At 71.6% G+C, this 17,725-nt stretch carries 25 protein-coding genes; 13 read left to right on the forward strand and 12 right to left on the reverse strand.

All coding sequences use genetic code 11. From position 1 onward, the window contains the following. Positions 1 to 47: 47 nt before the first annotated feature. The 4 genes from AC6CH6_RS06310 to AC6CH6_RS06325 all read left to right on the forward strand — a co-directional run bounded on the left by AC6CH6_RS06310 (position 48) and on the right by AC6CH6_RS06325 (position 1,652). Positions 48 to 548 (forward strand): hypothetical protein, encoded by a 501-nt coding sequence (locus AC6CH6_RS06310; RefSeq protein WP_498254466.1) that lies wholly within the window; start codon positions 48 to 50, stop codon positions 546 to 548. Between the two features lie 71 nt (positions 549 to 619). Beyond that, on the forward strand, positions 620 to 811 hold the full coding sequence (locus AC6CH6_RS06315) for a hypothetical protein (RefSeq protein ID WP_498254467.1): 192 nt from the start codon (positions 620 to 622) through the stop codon (positions 809 to 811). Then, positions 808 to 1,014, forward strand: a complete 207-nt coding sequence (locus AC6CH6_RS06320) for a hypothetical protein (RefSeq protein WP_498254468.1) — start codon at positions 808 to 810, stop codon at positions 1,012 to 1,014. The genes AC6CH6_RS06315 and AC6CH6_RS06320 overlap by 4 nt, the downstream gene beginning before the upstream one ends. A gap of 173 nt (positions 1,015 to 1,187) precedes the next feature. Beyond that, positions 1,188 to 1,652, forward strand: coding sequence for an ester cyclase (locus AC6CH6_RS06325; RefSeq protein ID WP_419968030.1), 465 nt, complete (start codon positions 1,188 to 1,190; stop codon positions 1,650 to 1,652). Positions 1,653 to 1,721: 69 nt separating this feature from the next. On the opposite strand, the gene AC6CH6_RS06330 is transcribed toward AC6CH6_RS06325, so the two are convergent. After that, positions 1,722 to 1,907, reverse strand: coding sequence for a hypothetical protein (locus AC6CH6_RS06330; protein WP_498254469.1), 186 nt, complete (start codon positions 1,905 to 1,907; stop codon positions 1,722 to 1,724). Between the two features lie 231 nt (positions 1,908 to 2,138). On the opposite strand from AC6CH6_RS06330, the gene AC6CH6_RS06335 reads away from it, so the two are divergent. The 4 genes from AC6CH6_RS06335 to AC6CH6_RS06350 all read left to right on the forward strand — a co-directional run bounded on the left by AC6CH6_RS06335 (position 2,139) and on the right by AC6CH6_RS06350 (position 3,971). After that, the gene (locus AC6CH6_RS06335; protein WP_419968028.1) at positions 2,139 to 2,522 is read left to right on the forward strand and encodes a hypothetical protein; all 384 of its coding nucleotides are present in this window, start codon (positions 2,139 to 2,141) and stop codon (positions 2,520 to 2,522) included. Positions 2,523 to 2,634: 112 nt separating this feature from the next. Beyond that, positions 2,635 to 3,147 carry a hypothetical protein gene (locus tag AC6CH6_RS06340; protein WP_498254470.1) on the forward strand — a complete coding sequence of 171 codons (513 nt, stop codon included), beginning with the start codon at positions 2,635 to 2,637 and terminating at the stop codon, positions 3,145 to 3,147. A 39-nt stretch (positions 3,148 to 3,186) separates the two neighbouring features. Beyond that, positions 3,187 to 3,756 (forward strand): dihydrofolate reductase family protein, encoded by a 570-nt coding sequence (locus AC6CH6_RS06345; RefSeq protein WP_498254471.1) that lies wholly within the window; start codon positions 3,187 to 3,189, stop codon positions 3,754 to 3,756. Positions 3,757 to 3,815: 59 nt separating this feature from the next. Further along, the gene (locus tag AC6CH6_RS06350) at positions 3,816 to 3,971 is read left to right on the forward strand and encodes a hypothetical protein (RefSeq protein WP_498254472.1); all 156 of its coding nucleotides are present in this window, start codon (positions 3,816 to 3,818) and stop codon (positions 3,969 to 3,971) included. 48 nt (positions 3,972 to 4,019) lie between these two features. Here the strand turns inward: AC6CH6_RS06350 and AC6CH6_RS06355 are convergent, their stop codons facing one another. From AC6CH6_RS06355 to AC6CH6_RS06365, 3 genes are read right to left on the reverse strand one after another with little or no spacing between them, the layout of a single operon-like run. Continuing rightward, a complete protein-coding gene (locus AC6CH6_RS06355) occupies positions 4,020 to 4,496 on the reverse strand; it encodes a hypothetical protein (protein ID WP_498254473.1) in 477 nt (158 codons plus the stop codon). Between the two features lie 37 nt (positions 4,497 to 4,533). After that, positions 4,534 to 5,070, reverse strand: a complete 537-nt coding sequence (locus AC6CH6_RS06360) for a hypothetical protein (protein WP_498254474.1) — start codon at positions 5,068 to 5,070, stop codon at positions 4,534 to 4,536. Between the two features lie 56 nt (positions 5,071 to 5,126). Then, a complete protein-coding gene (locus AC6CH6_RS06365) occupies positions 5,127 to 5,960 on the reverse strand; it encodes a hypothetical protein (RefSeq protein WP_498254475.1) in 834 nt (277 codons plus the stop codon). Between the two features lie 274 nt (positions 5,961 to 6,234). On the opposite strand from AC6CH6_RS06365, the gene AC6CH6_RS06370 reads away from it, so the two are divergent. Further along, complete coding sequence (locus AC6CH6_RS06370; RefSeq protein ID WP_498254476.1) at positions 6,235 to 6,666, forward strand: DUF3592 domain-containing protein; 432 nt, start codon at positions 6,235 to 6,237, stop codon at positions 6,664 to 6,666. A 169-nt stretch (positions 6,667 to 6,835) separates the two neighbouring features. Then, on the forward strand, positions 6,836 to 7,249 hold the full coding sequence (locus tag AC6CH6_RS06375; RefSeq protein ID WP_498254477.1) for a hypothetical protein: 414 nt from the start codon (positions 6,836 to 6,838) through the stop codon (positions 7,247 to 7,249). An 89-nt stretch (positions 7,250 to 7,338) separates the two neighbouring features. Here AC6CH6_RS06375 and AC6CH6_RS06380 read toward each other — a convergent pair whose 3' ends face one another. From AC6CH6_RS06380 to AC6CH6_RS06410, 7 genes are all read right to left on the reverse strand, one after another. Then, complete coding sequence (locus AC6CH6_RS06380) at positions 7,339 to 8,097, reverse strand: MBL fold metallo-hydrolase (RefSeq protein WP_498254478.1); 759 nt, start codon at positions 8,095 to 8,097, stop codon at positions 7,339 to 7,341. 265 nt (positions 8,098 to 8,362) lie between these two features. After that, positions 8,363 to 8,548 carry a hypothetical protein gene (locus AC6CH6_RS06385; RefSeq protein WP_336650223.1) on the reverse strand — a complete coding sequence of 62 codons (186 nt, stop codon included), beginning with the start codon at positions 8,546 to 8,548 and terminating at the stop codon, positions 8,363 to 8,365. 69 nt (positions 8,549 to 8,617) lie between these two features. Beyond that, positions 8,618 to 8,845, reverse strand: coding sequence for a hypothetical protein (locus AC6CH6_RS06390; protein WP_498254479.1), 228 nt, complete (start codon positions 8,843 to 8,845; stop codon positions 8,618 to 8,620). A gap of 60 nt (positions 8,846 to 8,905) precedes the next feature. Beyond that, positions 8,906 to 9,739 carry a hypothetical protein gene (locus AC6CH6_RS06395; protein WP_498254480.1) on the reverse strand — a complete coding sequence of 278 codons (834 nt, stop codon included), beginning with the start codon at positions 9,737 to 9,739 and terminating at the stop codon, positions 8,906 to 8,908. 159 nt (positions 9,740 to 9,898) lie between these two features. Further along, on the reverse strand, positions 9,899 to 12,322 hold the full coding sequence (locus AC6CH6_RS06400; RefSeq protein WP_498254481.1) for a S8 family serine peptidase: 2,424 nt from the start codon (positions 12,320 to 12,322) through the stop codon (positions 9,899 to 9,901). A gap of 135 nt (positions 12,323 to 12,457) precedes the next feature. Then, positions 12,458 to 12,718: a hypothetical protein gene (locus AC6CH6_RS06405; RefSeq protein ID WP_498254482.1), complete on the reverse strand. Its 261-nt coding sequence runs from the start codon at positions 12,716 to 12,718 to the stop codon at positions 12,458 to 12,460. A 15-nt stretch (positions 12,719 to 12,733) separates the two neighbouring features. Further along, positions 12,734 to 13,000: a hypothetical protein gene (locus AC6CH6_RS06410; RefSeq protein WP_498254483.1), complete on the reverse strand. Its 267-nt coding sequence runs from the start codon at positions 12,998 to 13,000 to the stop codon at positions 12,734 to 12,736. A gap of 212 nt (positions 13,001 to 13,212) precedes the next feature. Here AC6CH6_RS06410 and AC6CH6_RS06415 point away from each other — a divergent pair, with 212 nt between their 5' ends. Further along, the gene (locus AC6CH6_RS06415) at positions 13,213 to 14,085 is read left to right on the forward strand and encodes a Bax inhibitor-1/YccA family protein (RefSeq protein ID WP_133411522.1); all 873 of its coding nucleotides are present in this window, start codon (positions 13,213 to 13,215) and stop codon (positions 14,083 to 14,085) included. Positions 14,086 to 14,181: 96 nt separating this feature from the next. On the opposite strand, the gene AC6CH6_RS06420 is transcribed toward AC6CH6_RS06415, so the two are convergent. After that, the gene (locus AC6CH6_RS06420; RefSeq protein ID WP_498254484.1) at positions 14,182 to 14,784 is read right to left on the reverse strand and encodes a nitroreductase family protein; all 603 of its coding nucleotides are present in this window, start codon (positions 14,782 to 14,784) and stop codon (positions 14,182 to 14,184) included. 112 nt (positions 14,785 to 14,896) lie between these two features. Between AC6CH6_RS06420 and AC6CH6_RS06425 the strand changes: the two genes are divergently transcribed. Both AC6CH6_RS06425 and ilvA read left to right on the forward strand, forming a co-directional pair. Continuing rightward, positions 14,897 to 16,309: an AI-2E family transporter gene (locus AC6CH6_RS06425; RefSeq protein WP_498254485.1), complete on the forward strand. Its 1,413-nt coding sequence runs from the start codon at positions 14,897 to 14,899 to the stop codon at positions 16,307 to 16,309. A 102-nt stretch (positions 16,310 to 16,411) separates the two neighbouring features. Then, positions 16,412 to 17,659, forward strand: a complete 1,248-nt coding sequence (gene ilvA, locus AC6CH6_RS06430) for a threonine ammonia-lyase (RefSeq protein WP_133411519.1) — start codon at positions 16,412 to 16,414, stop codon at positions 17,657 to 17,659. Positions 17,660 to 17,725: the final 66 nt, after the last annotated feature.

Genomic DNA, 17,725 nt, shown 5'->3' on the forward strand with positions numbered 1-17,725 from the left:
TCCGGCTGGCTATCCTGGAGCCACGACATCAGAGCTAGGGGTGGCTCATGGGGTTCAGAACCAAGGCCGAGGGGTTGTCCGGCGGGCAGGCCTTCCTGCTGTGGCTCGCAGGCTTCTTCGTCTGGGCCTACACTGCCGACTGGGTCGAAGCGCGACTGGTTGCCTTCGTGAACTGGCTGGTGTCCATCGGCGGATACGGGCTGTCCAACGCAGTGTTCGCCGCCCTAGTGGGTGCCGGGTGCTTCGCCGGACTCGATGTCACCCGTCGGCGACTGCGCCGGATCGAGACCGACGGGGATCCCGAGCCGATCAACCCGCCCTATGACTACGAGACCACCGCCCGTCCCTCGGTGTGGTTGGGCTGGACCGCTGGCGTCGTCTGCTGGGTCGCCGGGTTCGTGATCCTGGCCGCCGGATACCCGCACGTGTTCATCATCGGACCCGTCGTCGGCACCACCGCCGTCCTGGCCGGTCGGATGGAGGCCTCCCACGCCCGGGCGATGGACGCCCGCCGTAGGATGCCGCCGGCGGTCGCCGGCCCCGGATGAGGTGACGCCCGCCGGCGCCTGATCGTGCGACGATGCGAGCAGACAAGGTGCCGAGCGTGAAGGAGTGCAGCATGTCGAGGCGATGGCAGCAGGTGCTCTTCCAAGCGGCGATCATCGTGGCCCTCATCGTGGGGCTGCGCTTGATCTTGGGCGAGTGGAACTGGTGGATGACCGCGATCGGTGTGGCCGCGTTGCTGCTGAACAACCTGTGGTCATCGGGCGCCCGTGGCGAGGGAGCGAGCGACGGGCGGGAGGGGCCATGACACCGGACCGGTCCCTGCGTGGGTACCTGATCGCGATGCTCGTCGGCGCCGCGTTCCTGGTGCTCGGACAGCTGGGCTCGTGGCCACCGGAGACCGGGGTCGAGCGGGCCCTGACCGGGCTCACCGTGGCCGTAGTCCTCATCGCCGTTTCACTGTCGGTCTACGAGTGGCGGCAGGGCCGGAAGGCTGGCCCCGAGGACTGAGCTTTCTGGACGTGCCGAACGCCCCGGTCTCCGTCCTGGTCGAGGTCATCAAGTCGTGGCCGGTCACAGGCCTGCGACGATCCCTGCCGAACCCTTGGGGTGTTCGCCTGGCGGTGCCTAGCGTCGAAGCACGACACTTCACGAGGGAAGTGGCATCAGGAGCGGAGGCCATCATGAGTGAGAACCACACATCCGTCGTCGGGCCCGTGCCAGGCGCCGGAGAAGACCGCCGGGAGAAGGTCGATCGGATCTTCCATGCCCTCAACCGTCATGACGCCACCGCGTACGTCGGGTTCTACGGTGCTGACGCGGTCGTCTACACCTCGACCGCCCAGGAACCGGTGCGCGGTACGGCGGCGATCCAGCGGGAGATCCAGCAGTGGTTCACTGCGATGCCGGACATGATGCTGCAACTGGAGGAGCTGCTCGTGGACGGTGCTACGGCAGTGTCCCGGTTCCAGCTCGTGGGCACCCATACCGGGCCCATGGCGACCCCGTCAGGGGAAGTGCCACCGACAGGCAAAAGGGTGTCGATGCCCATGGCGGTCTTCAGCAGAGAGGGTGAGGACGGTCTGATCGCCGAAGAGCACCGCTATCTGGACATGATGGGCTTCCTCCAGCAGCTCGGCCTCGCCTGATCCGCCCCCTGCAGAACGCCCCGGGCTCCGTCGCGGAGCACCGGGGCGTTCGTCGTTTCAGTGGCCGGGTCAGCCGGCGGCGCCGAACATCTCGTCGAGCTCCTCCGGGTCGTAGCTGAACCCCAGGGCCTCGCGCAGCTCGAACCGGACGATCAGGGGCAGCTTGTTGGCCGGGGACGCACCGATGACCTCGTAGCCCATCTGCACCGGCTCGGGACGCTCCTGAGCCATCGCGCGGGCGATCGGGGAGTGCACACGGCCTCCTCGTTCGCGCGACCCTCCAGCAGGGCGTAGAGGGAGACGTCCACGACCGCGGTCAGGAACCCGTCCTCGTCGGCAGACGCGGCGATCGTCCCAGCGGGACACCTGCCCTGCCGGGCGTGGCCTCAGCCCCTCGGCGCGCCCGCTGTGGGACGGTCGAAGGCATCGGAGGTTCGTGTCGGTGAAGCGAGGGAGCAGCAGATGGCGACCAGGTGCACTCGCACGATGCTGGCGGTGACGATCGCTTTCGTCGTCGCGGGTTGCTCACAGGACTCGGCCGACGTGTACGCCGGCGAACAGACCGACGAGGACACTCTGCCCGCGGAGATCGATGCCACGGAGTACGGCTGGGATGCTGACAGCTCTCGGTTGCTGGTCACCCACGAGGGCACCGAGTTCTACGTCGTGGCCGGCGAGGAGGGCGACTGTCTGATCACCTACGACCCGGCGGCAGTCGGGGACTGGGTCGCCGGTTGCACTCCCGGCGGGCGCGTGAGCACCAGCGGGCAGCTGGGTATCAAGGCAGAGTTCGCTCCGGCCGGTCTGCCGGGGGAAACCCCAGAGGGATGGATGCGCCTGACTCCGCAACTGCAGATCGAGTCCAGCTGATCTCGTCGCGTCGCGGCGATGGACTGCGTGCCGCCGGATGTCGTGCGGGATGTGGGCCATTGTTCCAGGGACCTGGCCTACCCTCGGCAATCTCGGTCGGCGATCATGAGGCATGGCGAAACGCACCGATCCGGAGGAGGCACCGCAGTTCGTCACGTTCCAGCCGTGGCGGATCCGGATCGCGATCGCCGTCGTGTTCTTCGTACTGATCGTGGTCGCGGCCGAGCTCGTGCCGGACGGCCCGTATCTTCTGACGACCGGACCCGTCTTCTTCGTCGGCTACACAGCGCTCTCGTTCGCCATGCACCGATCAGTCGCCATCCGTCTGGAGGACCACGCCGTGGACATCCGGCAGGGCTGGCGCCAGCAGCAGCAGATCCCGTACGAGCAGATCACCGAGGTGGCCGTCGGGCCGCGCACCGAGTGGTGGCGCATCGGCCGGCGCCCATTGGACGACGGGACCACGGGCTACCTGATGGGTGGGCCCAGCGTGCGCATCACCACAGGGGAATCGTCGGTGGTGGTCTCGGCTGAGGAGTCCTACCGGGTGGCCGGGGCGATTCAGCGTCAGCGTGCGCACGTCATCGGGGAACGGGCCGCGGAGACCGAGCAGGCCGGGCGCTGAGACAACCGCGTCGGCGCCACATCAAAGGAGTGCAACGAGATGAGACCACTTCGATACTCGATCAACGTCACGCTCGACGGCTGCTGCCATCACGAGGCCGGACTTCCGCCGGACGGGGAGTCGATGCGCTACTGGACCGCTGAGATGGAGCGAGCCGATGCCCTGCTGTTCGGCCGGGTGACCTACGAGATGATGGAGTCGGCGTGGCGGAAGCAGGCCACGGGAACGTGGCCGGACTGGATGGACGAGTGGGAGATCCCTTTCGCCGAGGCCATCGACCGGGCGAAGAAGTACGTCGTGTCGAGCACGCTGAGCGAGGTCGATTGGAACGCCGAGCTGGTGCGAGGCGATGTGGGCCAAGCGGTTCAGCGGCTCAAGCGGGAGCCGGGCGAGGGCCTGTGGGTGGGTGGCGTGACGCTCCCGACGGCGTTGGCGGATCTGGGACTGATCGACGAGTACGAGTTCGTGGTGCAGCCGGTTCTTGCCGGACACGGGCCGACGCTGCTCGCCGGTCTGCGCGAGCGCATCGAGCTCGAGCTCGTGGACCGCCATGAGTTCCGGTCGGGGGCGGTCGCCCAGCGATACCGGCCCGCGCGAGTGACGGCCTGACGTGATCGTCCTGGCACGTCGGCCGCTCCCTCGCAAAAGAACGACGACTCGGAGTCTCGTTGCCCAGCAGTGAAGTGGCCGTGGAGCTCGACGCCGTTCCCGGCGCCGGCAGGCAGCTGCCGGGGCGCACGCCGGAGCATGAAGTGCTGGCCTACCGGGTGCGGCTGGAGGTCGCCGAGGACGCGGAGCTGCCGGTCTGCGTGCCCGACGAGTAGGCCTGGCTCGTTCCGGTCATCGGGTCGTCGACCGGTGCGGCCGGTGCGCTATCCGGGTGCAGTCGTGGGTGCGGCGGACACACCCCAGAAGGCCTCGTAGCCCTCGGCTTCAGCTGCCACCGTGATCGTCTCCGGCGTCGCATCGTCGGAGGAACCGAAGCGCAGGGTCGTGGTCACCGGTGAGCCCGCGCAGTCCCCTTCGCCGTAGGACCCGTCTTCACCGCTCAGACTGATCCGTCCGGCGGGGCGATCGGCGTCAGCTTCCGGGTCGGCCGGTGCGCACGCCATCGTGACCGCGTACCACCCGGGCTCCACATCGGTCGTCGAACCGGTGGCGCGACTGCCGTCGGTGCCGGTGCTGCCGGCGATGGAGAACCCTCCCTCGGCGACAGCAGGGAGGGTGTCGGCCGCCCACGTCTCGAGGTCGACCGAGGGAGCCGATGAGGACTCCGTTGACGGGCCGCAGGCTGTGACCATCAGCAGCACAGCGGCGGCAGCCAGGGCTGCGGACGTACGGCTTGTCATGTCCGTCACCCTAGTGCCCCGCCGGGGCAGCAGGCCGTCAGACGGTGCGCTCGGCGGTGTGCAAGGCGTCCAGGTAGGCCCAGCCGCGGTGGGCGCGGAGGACCGGGACCACTGCGATCAGCATCATCAGGGCGGCGGTCGCCGCCCACCACGTCTCGGTGCGCAGGATCCCGATGGCGACGACGCCGGCGATCCCTGCCACGATCGTGGCCGCCGACTCCAGTTGGGTGCACGCCAGCACCCCGGCGGCGACGCGGGTGCCCGGATCGTCCGGGAGCCGACCGGAGGAGGCGGTGCTCCCAATCGATCGGCGCAGCGGCCCTTTGTCCCGGTGGACTTCGAGGCGGGCACGGGGCGCCTGGACGAGGCGCTGCACGATGAGCGCCAGGCCCACGAGCAGAGCCGGTCCGAAGGTGACCCAGGCGCTGCGTGCGGTACCGCTGTCGTCCAGACCCCAGTGGACCAGGGCTGGGAACCCGACCGTGAGCACGGCGGACGCCGGCACGGCGCGGGCGAGGACCTGGCCGCCGGTCGGCACGGGCACCTCGGCGGTCTGCCGGGCGGACTCGTTCATGGTGCCGAGGCTACCGGCCCCGGCCGGGCGCCGGCGGTGATCGTGATGCCGGCGGGTCATCGCGGGAGGTTCCGCTGCAGCCACAGGGTGCACCACATCTTCAGTCGCAGCTCGTCCCAGCCGGGGACGTCGACGATCAGGGCGGCGGGTCCGTACCGGTGGACCGATACGACGCCGTCGCGATCGCACAGCTCGGAGATCAGCAGCGGCACGATCTCCGGGCGCTCGGCCGGGATGTCCTCGCGCAGGCCCAGGTCGAAGCAGTCGAGCTCGGCGACGACCGTCACCAGCGGCTCGTCGACGGCAGCGGCCTCCGGTCCTCGCCCGTTCAGAGCGTCGACGGTCCGCTGGACGTGGGTGCGCATCTCGGTGCCGGACATCGGATCGCGGCCGTGGGCGGACTGGTAGACGCTGTAGAGCGGCAGGGCCGGCAGGAAGATCTGGTGGTGGTCCGAGGCGAGCACCGGGTAGTTCAGCAGAGGGTGGTCGCTGATGCGGTGCTCACCGACCTGCCAGGACGCGGCGGGGACCGCGGCGGTCAGGAGCTGGCCGAGGTAGGTGGCGAAGCCGTCGACGAGTGCGATCGTGGCGGCCGGTGGGTGCGGGTCCACTAGTCTTCCGTGGCGTGCCCAGGACGGCCAGGAGGGGCGGGTGGCGTCTTCTTCCAGTGACCGCGGGTCGACGCCGAGCTGCGCGGCCCGAGCGGTGAGCCATGCCCACAGCGGGGAGACGGAGTAGAGGGACCCGTCGAGCGTCTCGCGCGTGTCAATGCCGGCGCCGGTCAGTACTGCGCGAAGCCTCCCCAAGGCTGGTTCGCGTTCGGCGAGATAGCTGTCGAGGGCGTCGGCCGTTTGGCGCGCGTCCATCGATTCGTACGGCTGGTCTCCCATGGGCGTGACCCTACTGCCGGGTTCGCACGTTGCGGAACCTCTGGTGCGCTTCGCGGCCAGCCGACCCCGGCGGATCGTGGGTGGGTCTCCCGGCTGCCACCCTCCGTGTGCGTGACAGCCCGTGGGTACGGGGACAACGGCGGGTCGAAGGATAGATTGAGACCATGGCCGACCCCCGACGAGCCTTCTGCTGCGCTCCCTGCATCCTCGACTCCGGTCCGGCATCGACGATGCCCTCCGCCCCGTTGGTGCGCGGCCGTTCTGGGACGCCCGGGTGAGCGCCGTGCTGTACACGGTCTGGGCGCTGTTAGTCGCCGGGGCCGCCGGCTCCATCGTCCACACGGTCCGGAAGAGCAAGCGGCACGAGCGGCTGACCGCCCACTGGCCGAGGGCGGAGGCCACCGTGACCGGCAGCCGGGCCGGCTGGACCAGCGGCGTCAACAGCACCAGCCGGTCACGCCGCTTCTGGCCCACGTACCGGTTCGCCGACCTGCACGGCACGGCGTTCACCGGGACCTCGGAGATCTCCTGCGGCGCACGGCCCGTGCCCGGGACGGTCGTGGAGGTGGCCTACAACCCGGAGGACCCGACGGAGTCCATCCAGGTCTCGAACCAGTCCAGGGTCACGCTGGGCTGCCTCATCCCGTTCTTCGTCGTCTTCGCCGCCGTCCTGTTCTGGTTCATCACCGTCCTCCCGCTGCCATGACCGCAACCCGTCCCTCTCGGAGGGGACCGCCCTCAAGCCGATGGCGGCCCCGGCCGCCGAACCGATGAGCAGACGCGGGCGTCACGCCGAGGCAGCGGACACCGGGGGAGAAAAAGCCGCTGCGCTGGCGCGCCCCACCGTTCTTCCCATCCATCAGCGAGGACAGGCCATGATGCAGGACCGCCAGCGGCGTGATGACGTCACCCGGGCAGAGCACCAGCAGGCGCTGGCGAGAGGTGAGAAGCGGGTGCTCCGCACGACGGCCACCGGCGCGCTGCACAGCTACGCCGGTGACGAGATCGGGTTCACCCCGGGCCGCGGCCATGTGCAGGTCAGCACCTGGTGGGGCATGGGCATCGTGACGACGGTGCTCTGGATCGGCTTCGTCTTCTCCTGGGTGCTGCTCTTCGCCCCCGTGGCGCAGGGCGAGCCGCCGATGTGGAGCGCCTTGTTCCTCACCGGGATCGGGGGGCTCATCGGCTGGTACACCTTCAGGATGGCCAGGGACGAGTACCGCGCGTCCAGGGTGCGCAAGCAACGCGGCGTCCCCGAGCCCGGCACCAGCGGGAGCCTGCCCTCGTAGCGGATGACCGCAGGCCGCGGTATCTGCCGGCGCCGTCGAAGCTGTCGGGACCGGAGCGGACCACCTCGAGCACACGAGGAGCGGGCGCTCTAGTGGATCGACAGACGCCGGCCGGTCGGCACGCGCAGGTGCGGGCCGTGGCCCGGTGCCAGGACGTCGAAGTTCGTGTCGGAGAGCAGCCGGACCGCGGCGCGCGAAGCGGTCGGCAGATCGTGGTGGAACGGGTCGGCGAGAAGCTGCGGGACGCCGTGCTTCTCGGCGACCATGTGGTCGGTGATCACCGCGTCGCCGGAGGCGAGCACCCCGGTGTCACCGATGAGGTAGGAGGTGTGCCCGGAGGTGTGTCCGGTGGTCGCCACCGGGCGCGGGTTCCCGGGGACGTCCAGGGCGGTCGCGTCGGGGGTGAAAGGAGTGAGGGCCTCGGGGTCCACGGTGACGTCCTTGAGGCCGCCGACCCGGATGGCGTGGATGCTCCAGGTGAGCCACTTCCACGAGCGGGCAGCCCGGGGGAGGGACTCCTTGGGCCCGATCTGCTCGCGGGCGGTGCCGGTCATGTTCGGCACCTCGGCGGCCGAGCAGTGCACCGGGACGCCGGCGGCGACCAAGCGGTCCAGGGTGCCGATGTGGTCGGCGTGGGCGTGGGTGATGACCACGGCGTCGGGCAGGCCGGTCACCCCGGCCGCGCGCAGGGAGGCGTCGACGAGCGTGCGGTCACCGGGGTAGCCGCAGTCGATCAGGGTGCAGCTGCTGCCGTCGCGCAGGATCAGCCAGTTGGCGGCGGGGCCGGTCACCAGGGTGGTGCCGGAGCCCAGGTCGTGCAGGTTCTCCGCGGTGGTCCATCGGGTCATGCGGCTCGAAGCTCCTGGGGAAGGCGGTGGCGGCGCTGTGCAACGAGCCTACCGGGATGGTTGCTCGCGGTCGGTGGGACACCATGGCCGTGCCCGGACGGAGTACCCGGGCCGCCGGCGGATCTGCAGGCCGGCACCGACCGGAACTGAGCGCCTGCTCGTACGAGCACAGGATGATCACGGCGACCGTCAATGGTCCGACCACGGGCAGCCAACGCACCATGCGCCGGAAACACCCCGCCGCGGCGACCTCGCCGGTCCTGCGTCATCGGGACGCCTCCATCCCCGGGTCGCGACGGGGCCGGGCGTCCCAGGCCATCCGGGCCCCCAGGAACACGGCGCCGATGCCCGTGATGAACCAGTCCCACTCGCCGAGAATGAGGCGGATCCCGATGACCCAGGCGATGAGGATGACGACGTCCAGGGTCAGCAGCCTGGCCCGTCTCGACAAGGTGGACCTCCTGGATCGCCGTCGTGGTCCTCGCATCGTGCCACGCAGCAACCAGGACGGTCTGACCCCTCATTCGGGGGCGGCCGGCGCCGGCGGCATCCCGCGGAGGGCGTCCATCGTCCTGGCGTGAGCCGACTCCGTCCGAGCACCCAGGATGAACGCCGTCCCGATGATGGGTCCGATCACCCAGGCCGAGGAGAATCCGGCCCCGACGAACAGCAGCACCAAGAGCCGGGCGACCAGGAACCCGATGAGCAGCATCGGCCGCCACGGGGTGTGCTGCGTCAGCGGGTCCACCCCGCCACGGTAGGGGGAACGGGCGGTCCCGGCGGTCGAGCACCTGCCCGGAGGCGTGTCTCAGCGCGGCAGGTGGCGCTGCAGCCACAGCGTGCACCACAGCTTCAGCCGCAGCTCGTCCCAGCCGGAGACGTCCACGACCAGCGCGGCGGGTCCGTACCGGTGCACCGACTCGACGCCGTCGCGGTCGCACAGCTCGTCGATCAGCTGCTCCACGATCTGCGGGTGCAGGGTCGGGATGTCCTCGCGCAGCCCCACGTCGAAGCAGTCGACCTCGGCGACCACCGTCACCAGCGGCTCTTCGACGGCGGCGGCCTCCGGGCCCTCGCCGTGGAGGGCGTCCACGGTCCGGCGGATGTGGGCGAGCATCTCCGTCCCGGTCATGGGGGAGCGCCCGTGGGCGGACTGGTAGGCGCTGTAGAGCGGGATGCCGGGGAGGAAGACCTGGTGGTGGTCCGAGCCCAGCACCGGGTAGTTGAGCAGCGGGTGGTCGGCGATCAGGTGCTCGCCGACCTGCCAGGTCGCCTCCGGCGCCGCGTCGCCGACGAGCTGCCCGAGGTAGGAGGCGAAGCCGTCCAGCAGCGCGATGGTGGCGGCCGGCGGGTGCGGGTCCACGAGCTTGCCGTGCCGGGCCCAGCTCGGCCACGCGGGACGGGTGGGGTCCTCGGCGAGAGGACGCGGGTCCACACCGAGCTCGGAGGCCCGGGCGCTGATCCAGGCCCACAGCGGGGACACGGAGTAGAGGGAGCCGTCGAGCATCTCGTCGGGCTCCAGGCCGTGCTCGGTCAGTTCCGAGCGCAGGCGCTCCAGTGCCGGACCGCGCTCGGCGAGGTACGCGTCGAGCGCGTCCGCGGCCTGGCGCGCCGTCATCCACTCGTACAGCAGATACCCCATGGGCGTGACTCTACTGCGGGGACGCCGGTGGCGGGACCGGTGGGGCGGCCGGCGCGTGGACCCCAAGACCACGGAGCACCGGTGCCCAGCAGGGCCCCGGACGCGCCGCGGCCCCGCTCCGACGGGACGGAGCGGGGCCGCGGCGGGACCGGTGCCGGGTCAGCGGTAGTCGATCCGGATGGATCCTCCCGGGCGCCAGGTGATGGAACCGCCCTGGTAGTACTGCACCACGGAGCGGTCGGCGCGGGTGATCTCGCCCGTCCGGGGGAAGCCCAGGCGGCTCTTCGTGCCGCCGAGCGCCACGTAGGCGTTGCCGATCGAGCCCTTGGTCTCCTGGGCGTAGGTCCTGGGGCTCCAGTAGATCCGGCCCTTCTGGAACACCTGGTAGGCGCCGCCCGTGCCGGTGGACGCCTCGTCGGTGGTGGGGTAGCCCAGGGCGCCGGCCGTGCCGCCGGAGCGGTTGTGCTGGGCGCCGATCGAGCCCTTGAGGGCGTGCGCCCCGCCGGCGGCGCTCCAGACGATCCGGCCCTTCTGGAAGGACTGGGAGGTGCCGCCCCGTCCGTCGGCGACGGCCCCGGAGGTGGGGTAGCCCAGCGACCCTCGCTCGCTGCCGGCCCGTGAGTAGGCCGCGCTGGTGGCGCCGGTGATCGGGTGGGCGCCGTGGGCCGAGCTCCAGAGGATCCGGCCGTTCTGGAAGGTCTGGTAGAATCCGCCGATGCCGTTGCTCCGCCGGTCCGCGGTGGGATAGCCCAGGGCGCCCTTCTCGCTGCCCGCCGCGGCGAAGACCGTCTCGATGTCCCCGGTCAGGGCGTGGGCCCCGGTGCGGGAGGACCAGAGGATCCGCCCGTTCTGGAACAGCTGGTAGGCCCCGCCGATGCCGTTGGACTTCTCGTCCGAGCGGGGGAAGCGCAGGACGCCGGAGGCGGTGCCGTTGCGCTTGTAGGCGGTCTCGACGCCGCCCCGCACCCAGTAGGCGCCGGTGGCTGAGGACCAGTAGATCGTGCCCTTGGCGAAGCTCTGGCGGACCCCGCCGGCGACGGCCTGCTCGTGGGAGGTCGGGGCCCCCGTCTGGCTCTTGATCCGCTGGTACAGGGACCCGATCGCGCCCTTGGTGGTGTAGGTCGGGGTGGGCGCGGCCGGTGCGGCGGTGACGGCGGGCTTCGTGATCCACAGCGCGTCGTGGGAGTTCAGCGTCTTGCCCCCGGGGAGGCTGTCCCAGGCGTCCCCGGAGTCGAGGATCAGCTGCTTGTACTGGTCGGAGCTCAGCGTCGGGTTCTTCTGCTTGAGCAGGGCCAGGGTCCCGGCCACGTGCGGGGTGGCCATCGACGTGCCGTAGTCGAAGCGGCTGTTGGGTGCGACCGGGGTGGTCCGGCCCGTGTTGCCCGCGGAGAGGATGTGGTGGCCCGGGGCGTAGATGTCCACGGCGCCGCCGTGGTTGGAGTAGCTGGCCCGCACCCGGTCCGAGCCGATGGCCCCGACCGTGATGACGTTGTAGCAGTTGCCCGGGGCGTACTCGATCGCCGGGCGGCCGCTGTTGCCCGCGGCCACGGCCACCGGGATGTTCCGGAACCAGGCGGTGTTGATGGCGTTCTGCAGCGTGGCCGGGCACGACCCGCCCATGGACAGGGACATGTTGATCACGTCGGCGCGCTTGCGCGGGGCGGGGGCCCCGGCCACGGCGTCGCCGGCCAGCCAGCGCACGGCGTCGGCCATGTCGGAGACGTAGCCGAAGCCGCACGCGCCCAGGGCCCGGGCGTTGAGCAGGGTGGCGTCGGGGGCGATGCCCACGGTGCCGTAGCTGTCCCGCTTGGCGGCCACGGTGCCGGCCACGTGCGTGCCGTGCCAGATGGAGTTGGTGGCAGCGGAGCCGGCGTAGCACTGGCCGGCCGTGGAGTAGGTGCCCGGGTCCCGCGGGTCCGCGTCCCGGCCGTTGCCGTCGTTGCCGAGGGCGGCCGTGGAGACGAAGTCGTAGCCGCCGATGGTCTGGGAGTCCAGGTCGGGGTGGTTGGCGAAGCCGGTGTCGACGACCCCGACGGTCACGCCCTTGCCGGTGGCGGTGTCCCACGCCTCGAAGGCGCGCAGGTTGGTCAGGGCCCAGAGGGACGGGACGCCCGGGTCCGCGGCGGTCGCGGCGACGGAGCCCATGTCCTCCGGCTCCGCCTCGTCCGAGCCCGGGATCCGGGCGGTCGAGACGAGCCGGTCGGGCTCGGCGTAGGCCACGGCCGGGTCCTTGGTTAGCTCCTCGGCCAGCTTCTCCGCCTGGTCGGTCGAGACCTCGCCGGCCAGCTCGACGACGGCCGCGCCGTCGCCGGTGGTCCGGACCTCGGTGGTGTCCTCGGCCTCCGGGACGTGGGCCTCGGCGGCGGCGTCCTCGACGACCTGCTCCGACTCGGCGTCGGTCACGGGGGTGCGGTACTTGACGATCATCCGGTCGGTGATCTCGGGCGGGGCCTCGGCGCTGACCTGCTGGGCGGACAGGGTGGTGGCGTTCTCGGCGGGGGCGGCGGTCGCGGGCGTGAGAGGAGCCAGCACGAGGGCCAGGGAGAGGGCGGACAGGGTGGGGGCGAGCATGGATCGTTGCATGGGCGAACTCCTGGGGCTGGGGGGATCCCGGAAAAGGTTCTCACATGCAAATCAATGCGAACAGATCTAAAACAAGATCACGGCTTCATCACGAAGTGTGACGTCCCCGCCGGCCCACGGCCCCGTCGGGGCGGTTCAGGAAGTCCGCGCCAGCACGGCGAGCCACTCGAGATGGCGCAGCAGCGAGGGGACGCCCGCGGTCAGCAGGGCCACGGCGGTCGCGGACGTCGCGCGGCCCAGGTGCCTCCGGGCGGAGGCGCGGGCGCCGCGGGACTGCCGGCGGGCGGCCGGGGCCAGGTCGAGCGCGACCTGGACGAGGCTCCACAGCGCGGTGGCGCCCGCCCCGGCGACGACGAAGCAGCCGTAGAGGAGGACGGCTCCGGGCAGCGGGACCACGGGGCGTGCCGTCGCTCAGCCCGCGAGGACGGCGGCGGTCAGGCCCACGGTGAGCACGGCGGCCACCGCCCAGGTGAGCCTGTAGGCCCGGCGGTAGTGCTCCTCGCTGCGGAGCTCGAGCCAGGCGGCGGTCGCCGGGGCGGCGTCCGGAGTGGTCCGCGCGCGCTCCAGCCGGCCGATCGCCCCGAGGTAGCGGCTCCAGTGCAGGACGGCCAGGGCCCCGACGGCGAGCAGCACCGGGATCGCGGCCAGCGGCACCCAGTGGGCGGGGGACTCGGGCATGAGGGCCTCCGGATCGGGACAGCGGTCGTTCTCCCCAGCATGTGTGCAGCAGCAAAGTCCTGTCTGTCCGCTCTCCTGGGGGCCGGCGCCGGCGCCGGCGGAGCCGCCCCCACGCCCTCGGCTTAAGCACAGCAGTTCTCATGCTTTCGTCAGGCAGGCCTTGCTACGCTGGTCGCACATCTCGCACATCAGTGCCACGGAAGGACCCCTCAATGGCCGGCGGTAACCCGCTTCTCCGCGATCTCTCGAAGCCGGGCGCAGGCAGCGCCCAGTCCCACGGGAACCAGTACGGACAGACCTCCTACGGAACCCCCTACCAGCAGCAGCCCGGCTACGGACGGTCCGGCTACCAGCAGGGCGCCCCGTACTCGGCCGAGCGCCTGGACTCGATGTACAACGCCCCGGCCGCCGGGACGAACCAGACCGGCCGGATGACCTACGACGACGTCATCATGCGCACCGCCACGGTGCTCGGCGCCGTGGTCGTCGGCGCGCTCGCCGGCTGGATCATGCCGATCCTCACCATCCCCGGCGCCCTCGTCGGTCTCGTCCTCGGCCTGGTCAACGCCTTCAAGCGCGAGCCCTCGCCCGCGCTGATCCTCGCCTACGGCCTGTTCCAGGGCATGTTCCTGGGCGGCATCTCGGGGATGTTCGAGGCCATGTACCCGGGCATCGTGGTGCAGGCCGTCATCGGCACCATCGCGGTGTTCGTCTCGGTGCTCGTGCTGTTCCGCTCCGGCAAGGTCCGGGCCTCCCCGCGCGCCACCAAGATCTTCATGGTCGCGCTCATGGCCTACGCCGTCTTCGCGCTGGTCAACCTGGGCGCGGTGCTGCTGTTCGGCTTCAACATCCGCACGGACAGCCCGCTCGGCCCCTGGCTGGGCCTGCTCATCGGCGCCGTGGCCATCCTGCTCGCGGCCTACAGCTTCGTGCTGGACTTCGACAACATCAAGCGCGGTGTCGAGGTCGGCGTCCCCGAGAAGATGGCCTGGTCCGCGGCCTTCGGCCTGACGGTCACGCTGATCTGGACCTACGTCGAGATCCTGCGCATCCTGGCGATCATCCGGGAGATGACCTCGAACTAGGTCCCCGCTCCAGCTGCACCATCCACGACGGCCCGGCACCCGCGCACCGCGGGTCCGGGCCGTCGTCGTGCCCTGACCCGCGGGCGGGTGGGCGGCTCAGTGGTACGAGATCCGGGGCCCGGGCGTGGGGCGGGTGGCCGTGTGCTCGGCGGCCACGGCGCGGGGCGGGCGGCCCACGAACAGCCAGCCGAGCAGCTTCTCCTCCTCCGTCAGCCCGTAGAACGCGCGGACCGCGTCCTCGCCCTCGCCGTCCCGGTGGGACCACACGGTGCCCCAGCCGGCGGCCCAGAACGCGGCCTCGAGCAGGGGGCGGGCCCCGTGCGCCGCGTTCAGCTGCTCCTTCCTCGGGACGCCCAGGGTGTCGTCGGGGCTGAAGACGAGCGCGCACCCCAGGCCTCCCGTGCTCGCCCACTTCAGGGCGCCCCGGAAGGCCGCGAGCCGGCGCAGCTGCTTGCCCTTGAGCCGGGGGAAGGGCGCCGACATGTTGGGCACCCGGGTCAGCCCCGCCAGCGCGGCCGCGAGCTCCGGCGCGGAGCGGCGGGTGGTCACGGCCACCCGCCAGCTCAGGCCGGGATCGGCCGCCGCGGTCCCGGCGGCGGCGCGGAGCACGGCCTCCAGCTCCTCCCGCGGCGGGGCGTCCGGGGTCAGGCCGGGAGCCGGCCGGCGCTGGGCGAGGACGCGGAGGAAAGTGCGTGACATCCCGCCAGTCTTCCACCGCGCGCGCCCCGCGTGCCGGACCGGCCCGCGGAATCGTTGCCCGGCCCCGGCCGGGGGGCGCCCGGCGGTCGGACCGCCGTGCCAAGATGGCTCCATGCCTTCGACATCGCACGACGCCGAGCGGCCGCTGCGGCCGGGACCCGGCACCGAGCTCCCCCCGTTGCACGGCAACGCCGCGGGTGGGGTCGCGGTCTCGGTGCGGGTGGCCGCGGCGTGGTCGTGGCGGCTCATCATCATCCTCGCGGCCGTGGGGCTGCTCGGGTACATGCTGTCGACGATCACGGTGGTCATCATCCCCGTGCTCATCGCCGGTCTGCTCGCCGGGCTCCTGTTCCCGCTGGTGAAGTGGCTGCGCGGACAGCACGTGCCGGCGGGCCTGGCCTCGGGCACGGCGGTGCTCGTGCTCATCGGCCTCGTGACGGGTCTGCTCGTGCTCGCCGGCCGGCAGATCGTGCTGGGCTTCGCGCAGCTGTCCGAGAACGTGGTGGTCGGCACCCAGCAGCTGCTGGGCTGGCTCGAGGACGGGCCGCTGAACCTCAGCGCCGACAGTGTGAACGACTGGATCGACGACCTCGGCACCACGATCCAGGACAACAGCGAGGCCATCCTTTCGGGCGCCATGTCCTTCGGCTCGACGGCGGGCAACGTGCTGACCGGCATCATCATCATGCTCTTCACCCTGCTGTTCTTCCTCATGGACGGCGAGCGGATCTGGCTCTTCCTCGTCCGGCTGTTCCCGGTCAGCGCGCGGCGGGCCGTCAACGGCGCCGGCCGCCGGGGCTGGACCTCGCTCGTGCAGTACGCCCGCATCCAGGGCTTCGTGGCGTTCGTGGACGCCGTGGGCATCGGGCTCGGCGCGGCGCTGCTCGGCGTCCCCCTCGCCCTGCCCATCGGCATCCTCGTGTTCCTGGGCTCCTTCATCCCGATCGTGGGCGCCGTGCTCACCGGCGCGGTCGCCGTGCTCGTCGCCCTCGTGGCCAATGGCTTCGGCACCGCCCTGGCCATGCTCGCCGTGGTGCTGCTGGTGCAGCAGATCGAGTCCAACGTCCTGCAGCCGCTCGTGATGGGCCGGGCCGTCTCCCTGCACCCCCTCGCGGTCTTCCTCGCCGTCGCGTCCGGCACCATCCTCTTCGGCATCGCGGGCGCGCTGTTCGCGGTGCCCGTGATGGCCTTCCTCAACACGGTGGTGCGCTACCTCGTGGGCGGGACGTGGAAGGAGGACGACGAGATCCCGTGGGAGCCGTACTACTTCCCGTGGGAGATCAAGAAGCACGCGCGCAGGAACGATCTCACCCGCGACCAGGTCATGGCCCAGCTCCAGCGCTTCCGCCGGACCCGCGCGAAGGAACGGCTGCAGGCCGCGCTCAAGCGCGGCCGCCGGGACGACCGCGCCCGGGCCGCCGCCGGCACGGGTCAGGGCCGCGGCCGCAGCGCCGAGCAGGGGGTCGCCCAGGGCGCGGGCCCCGGTGCCCCCGCCTCGCCGGAGCGCTCACCGGGCAGCGACTAGGATGAGGACCGCGCCCGCCGCCGGCGGGCGCTCACCGTGGCAGGACCCAGCGGGTCCCGCACGGCCCCGCACCGACGCACCGACCGGGAAAGAAGACGCACCGTGAGCCTGGCCGAACTGCCCGTCCGTCTCGCCGACATCCAGGACGCCGCCGCGCTCCTCGAGGGCGTGATCGACCGGACCCCGGTGACCCACTCCCGGGCGCTCTCGCGGCTCATCGGCTCCGAGGTCGACCTCAAGGCCGAGAACCTGCAGCGCGCGGGCTCCTTCAAGGTCCGCGGCGCCTACGTGCGGATGGCCAAGCTCACCGACGAGGAGAAGGCCCGCGGTGTCGTGGCGGCCTCCGCCGGCAACCACGCGCAGGGGGTGGCCCTCGCCGCCGCCAAGCTGGGCATCACCGCCCGCATCTACATGCCGCTGGGCGCGGCCCTGCCCAAGATCGCCGCGACCCAGGACCACGGCGCCGAGGTGATCCTGCACGGCACCAGCGTGGACGAGGCCCTCGCCGAGGCCCAGCGCCACGCCACCGCGACCGGGGCGGTGTTCGTCCACCCCTTCGACCACCCGGACATCGTGGCCGGGCAGGGCACGCTCGGCCTCGAGGTGCTCGAGCAGGTGCCCGACGTCGACACCGTCATCACCGGGGTGGGCGGCGGGGGACTGCTCGCCGGCATGGCTGTGGCGGTCAAGGCCCGCGCGGAGCAGCTCGGCCGGCCGATCCGGCTCATCGGCGTGCAGGCGGAGAACGCCGCCGCCTACCCGCCGTCCCTCGCGGGGGACGCGCTCGTGACCCTCGACCGGGTCTCGACCATCGCGGACGGCATCGCCGTGGGCAAGCCCGGGCAGCTGCCGTTCAGCATCATCAAGGAGCTCACCGACGACGTCGTGACGGTCTCGGAGGACTCCCTCGCCCAGGCGCTGATCTTCCTGCTCGAGCGCAACAAGCTCGTGGTGGAGCCCGCCGGCGCCGTCGGCGTCGCGGCCCTCCTGGACGGGCGCCTGCAGGCCGCGTACCCGGACCTCGGCAACACCGTGGTGGTGCTCTCGGGCGGCAACGTCGACCCCATGCTCATGCTCAAGGTCATCCAGCGGGGGCTCTCCGCCGCCGGACGGTACATGACCATCAAGATGATGCTCACCGACCGCCCGGGCGAGCTCGCCCGCATCTCCGAGCTCATCGCCGTCCAGGACGCCAACGTCACCGGCGTGGACCACACCCGGATCGGCGGCTCGCTCAGCCTGGGCGACGTGTCCATCACCATCGACATGGAGACCAAGGGGCACGAGCACTGCCGCCAGATCCTCCGGGCGCTCGAGGCGGAGGGCTACCACCCCGTCGTCGTGCACTGACCGCCGCCGGGCACCGATCCCGGCCCCGGACGACACCGGCGCCGGTCCCCGCGGGGACCGGCGCCG

It is taken from the genome of Kocuria sp. GQ42, from assembly GCF_059758435.1.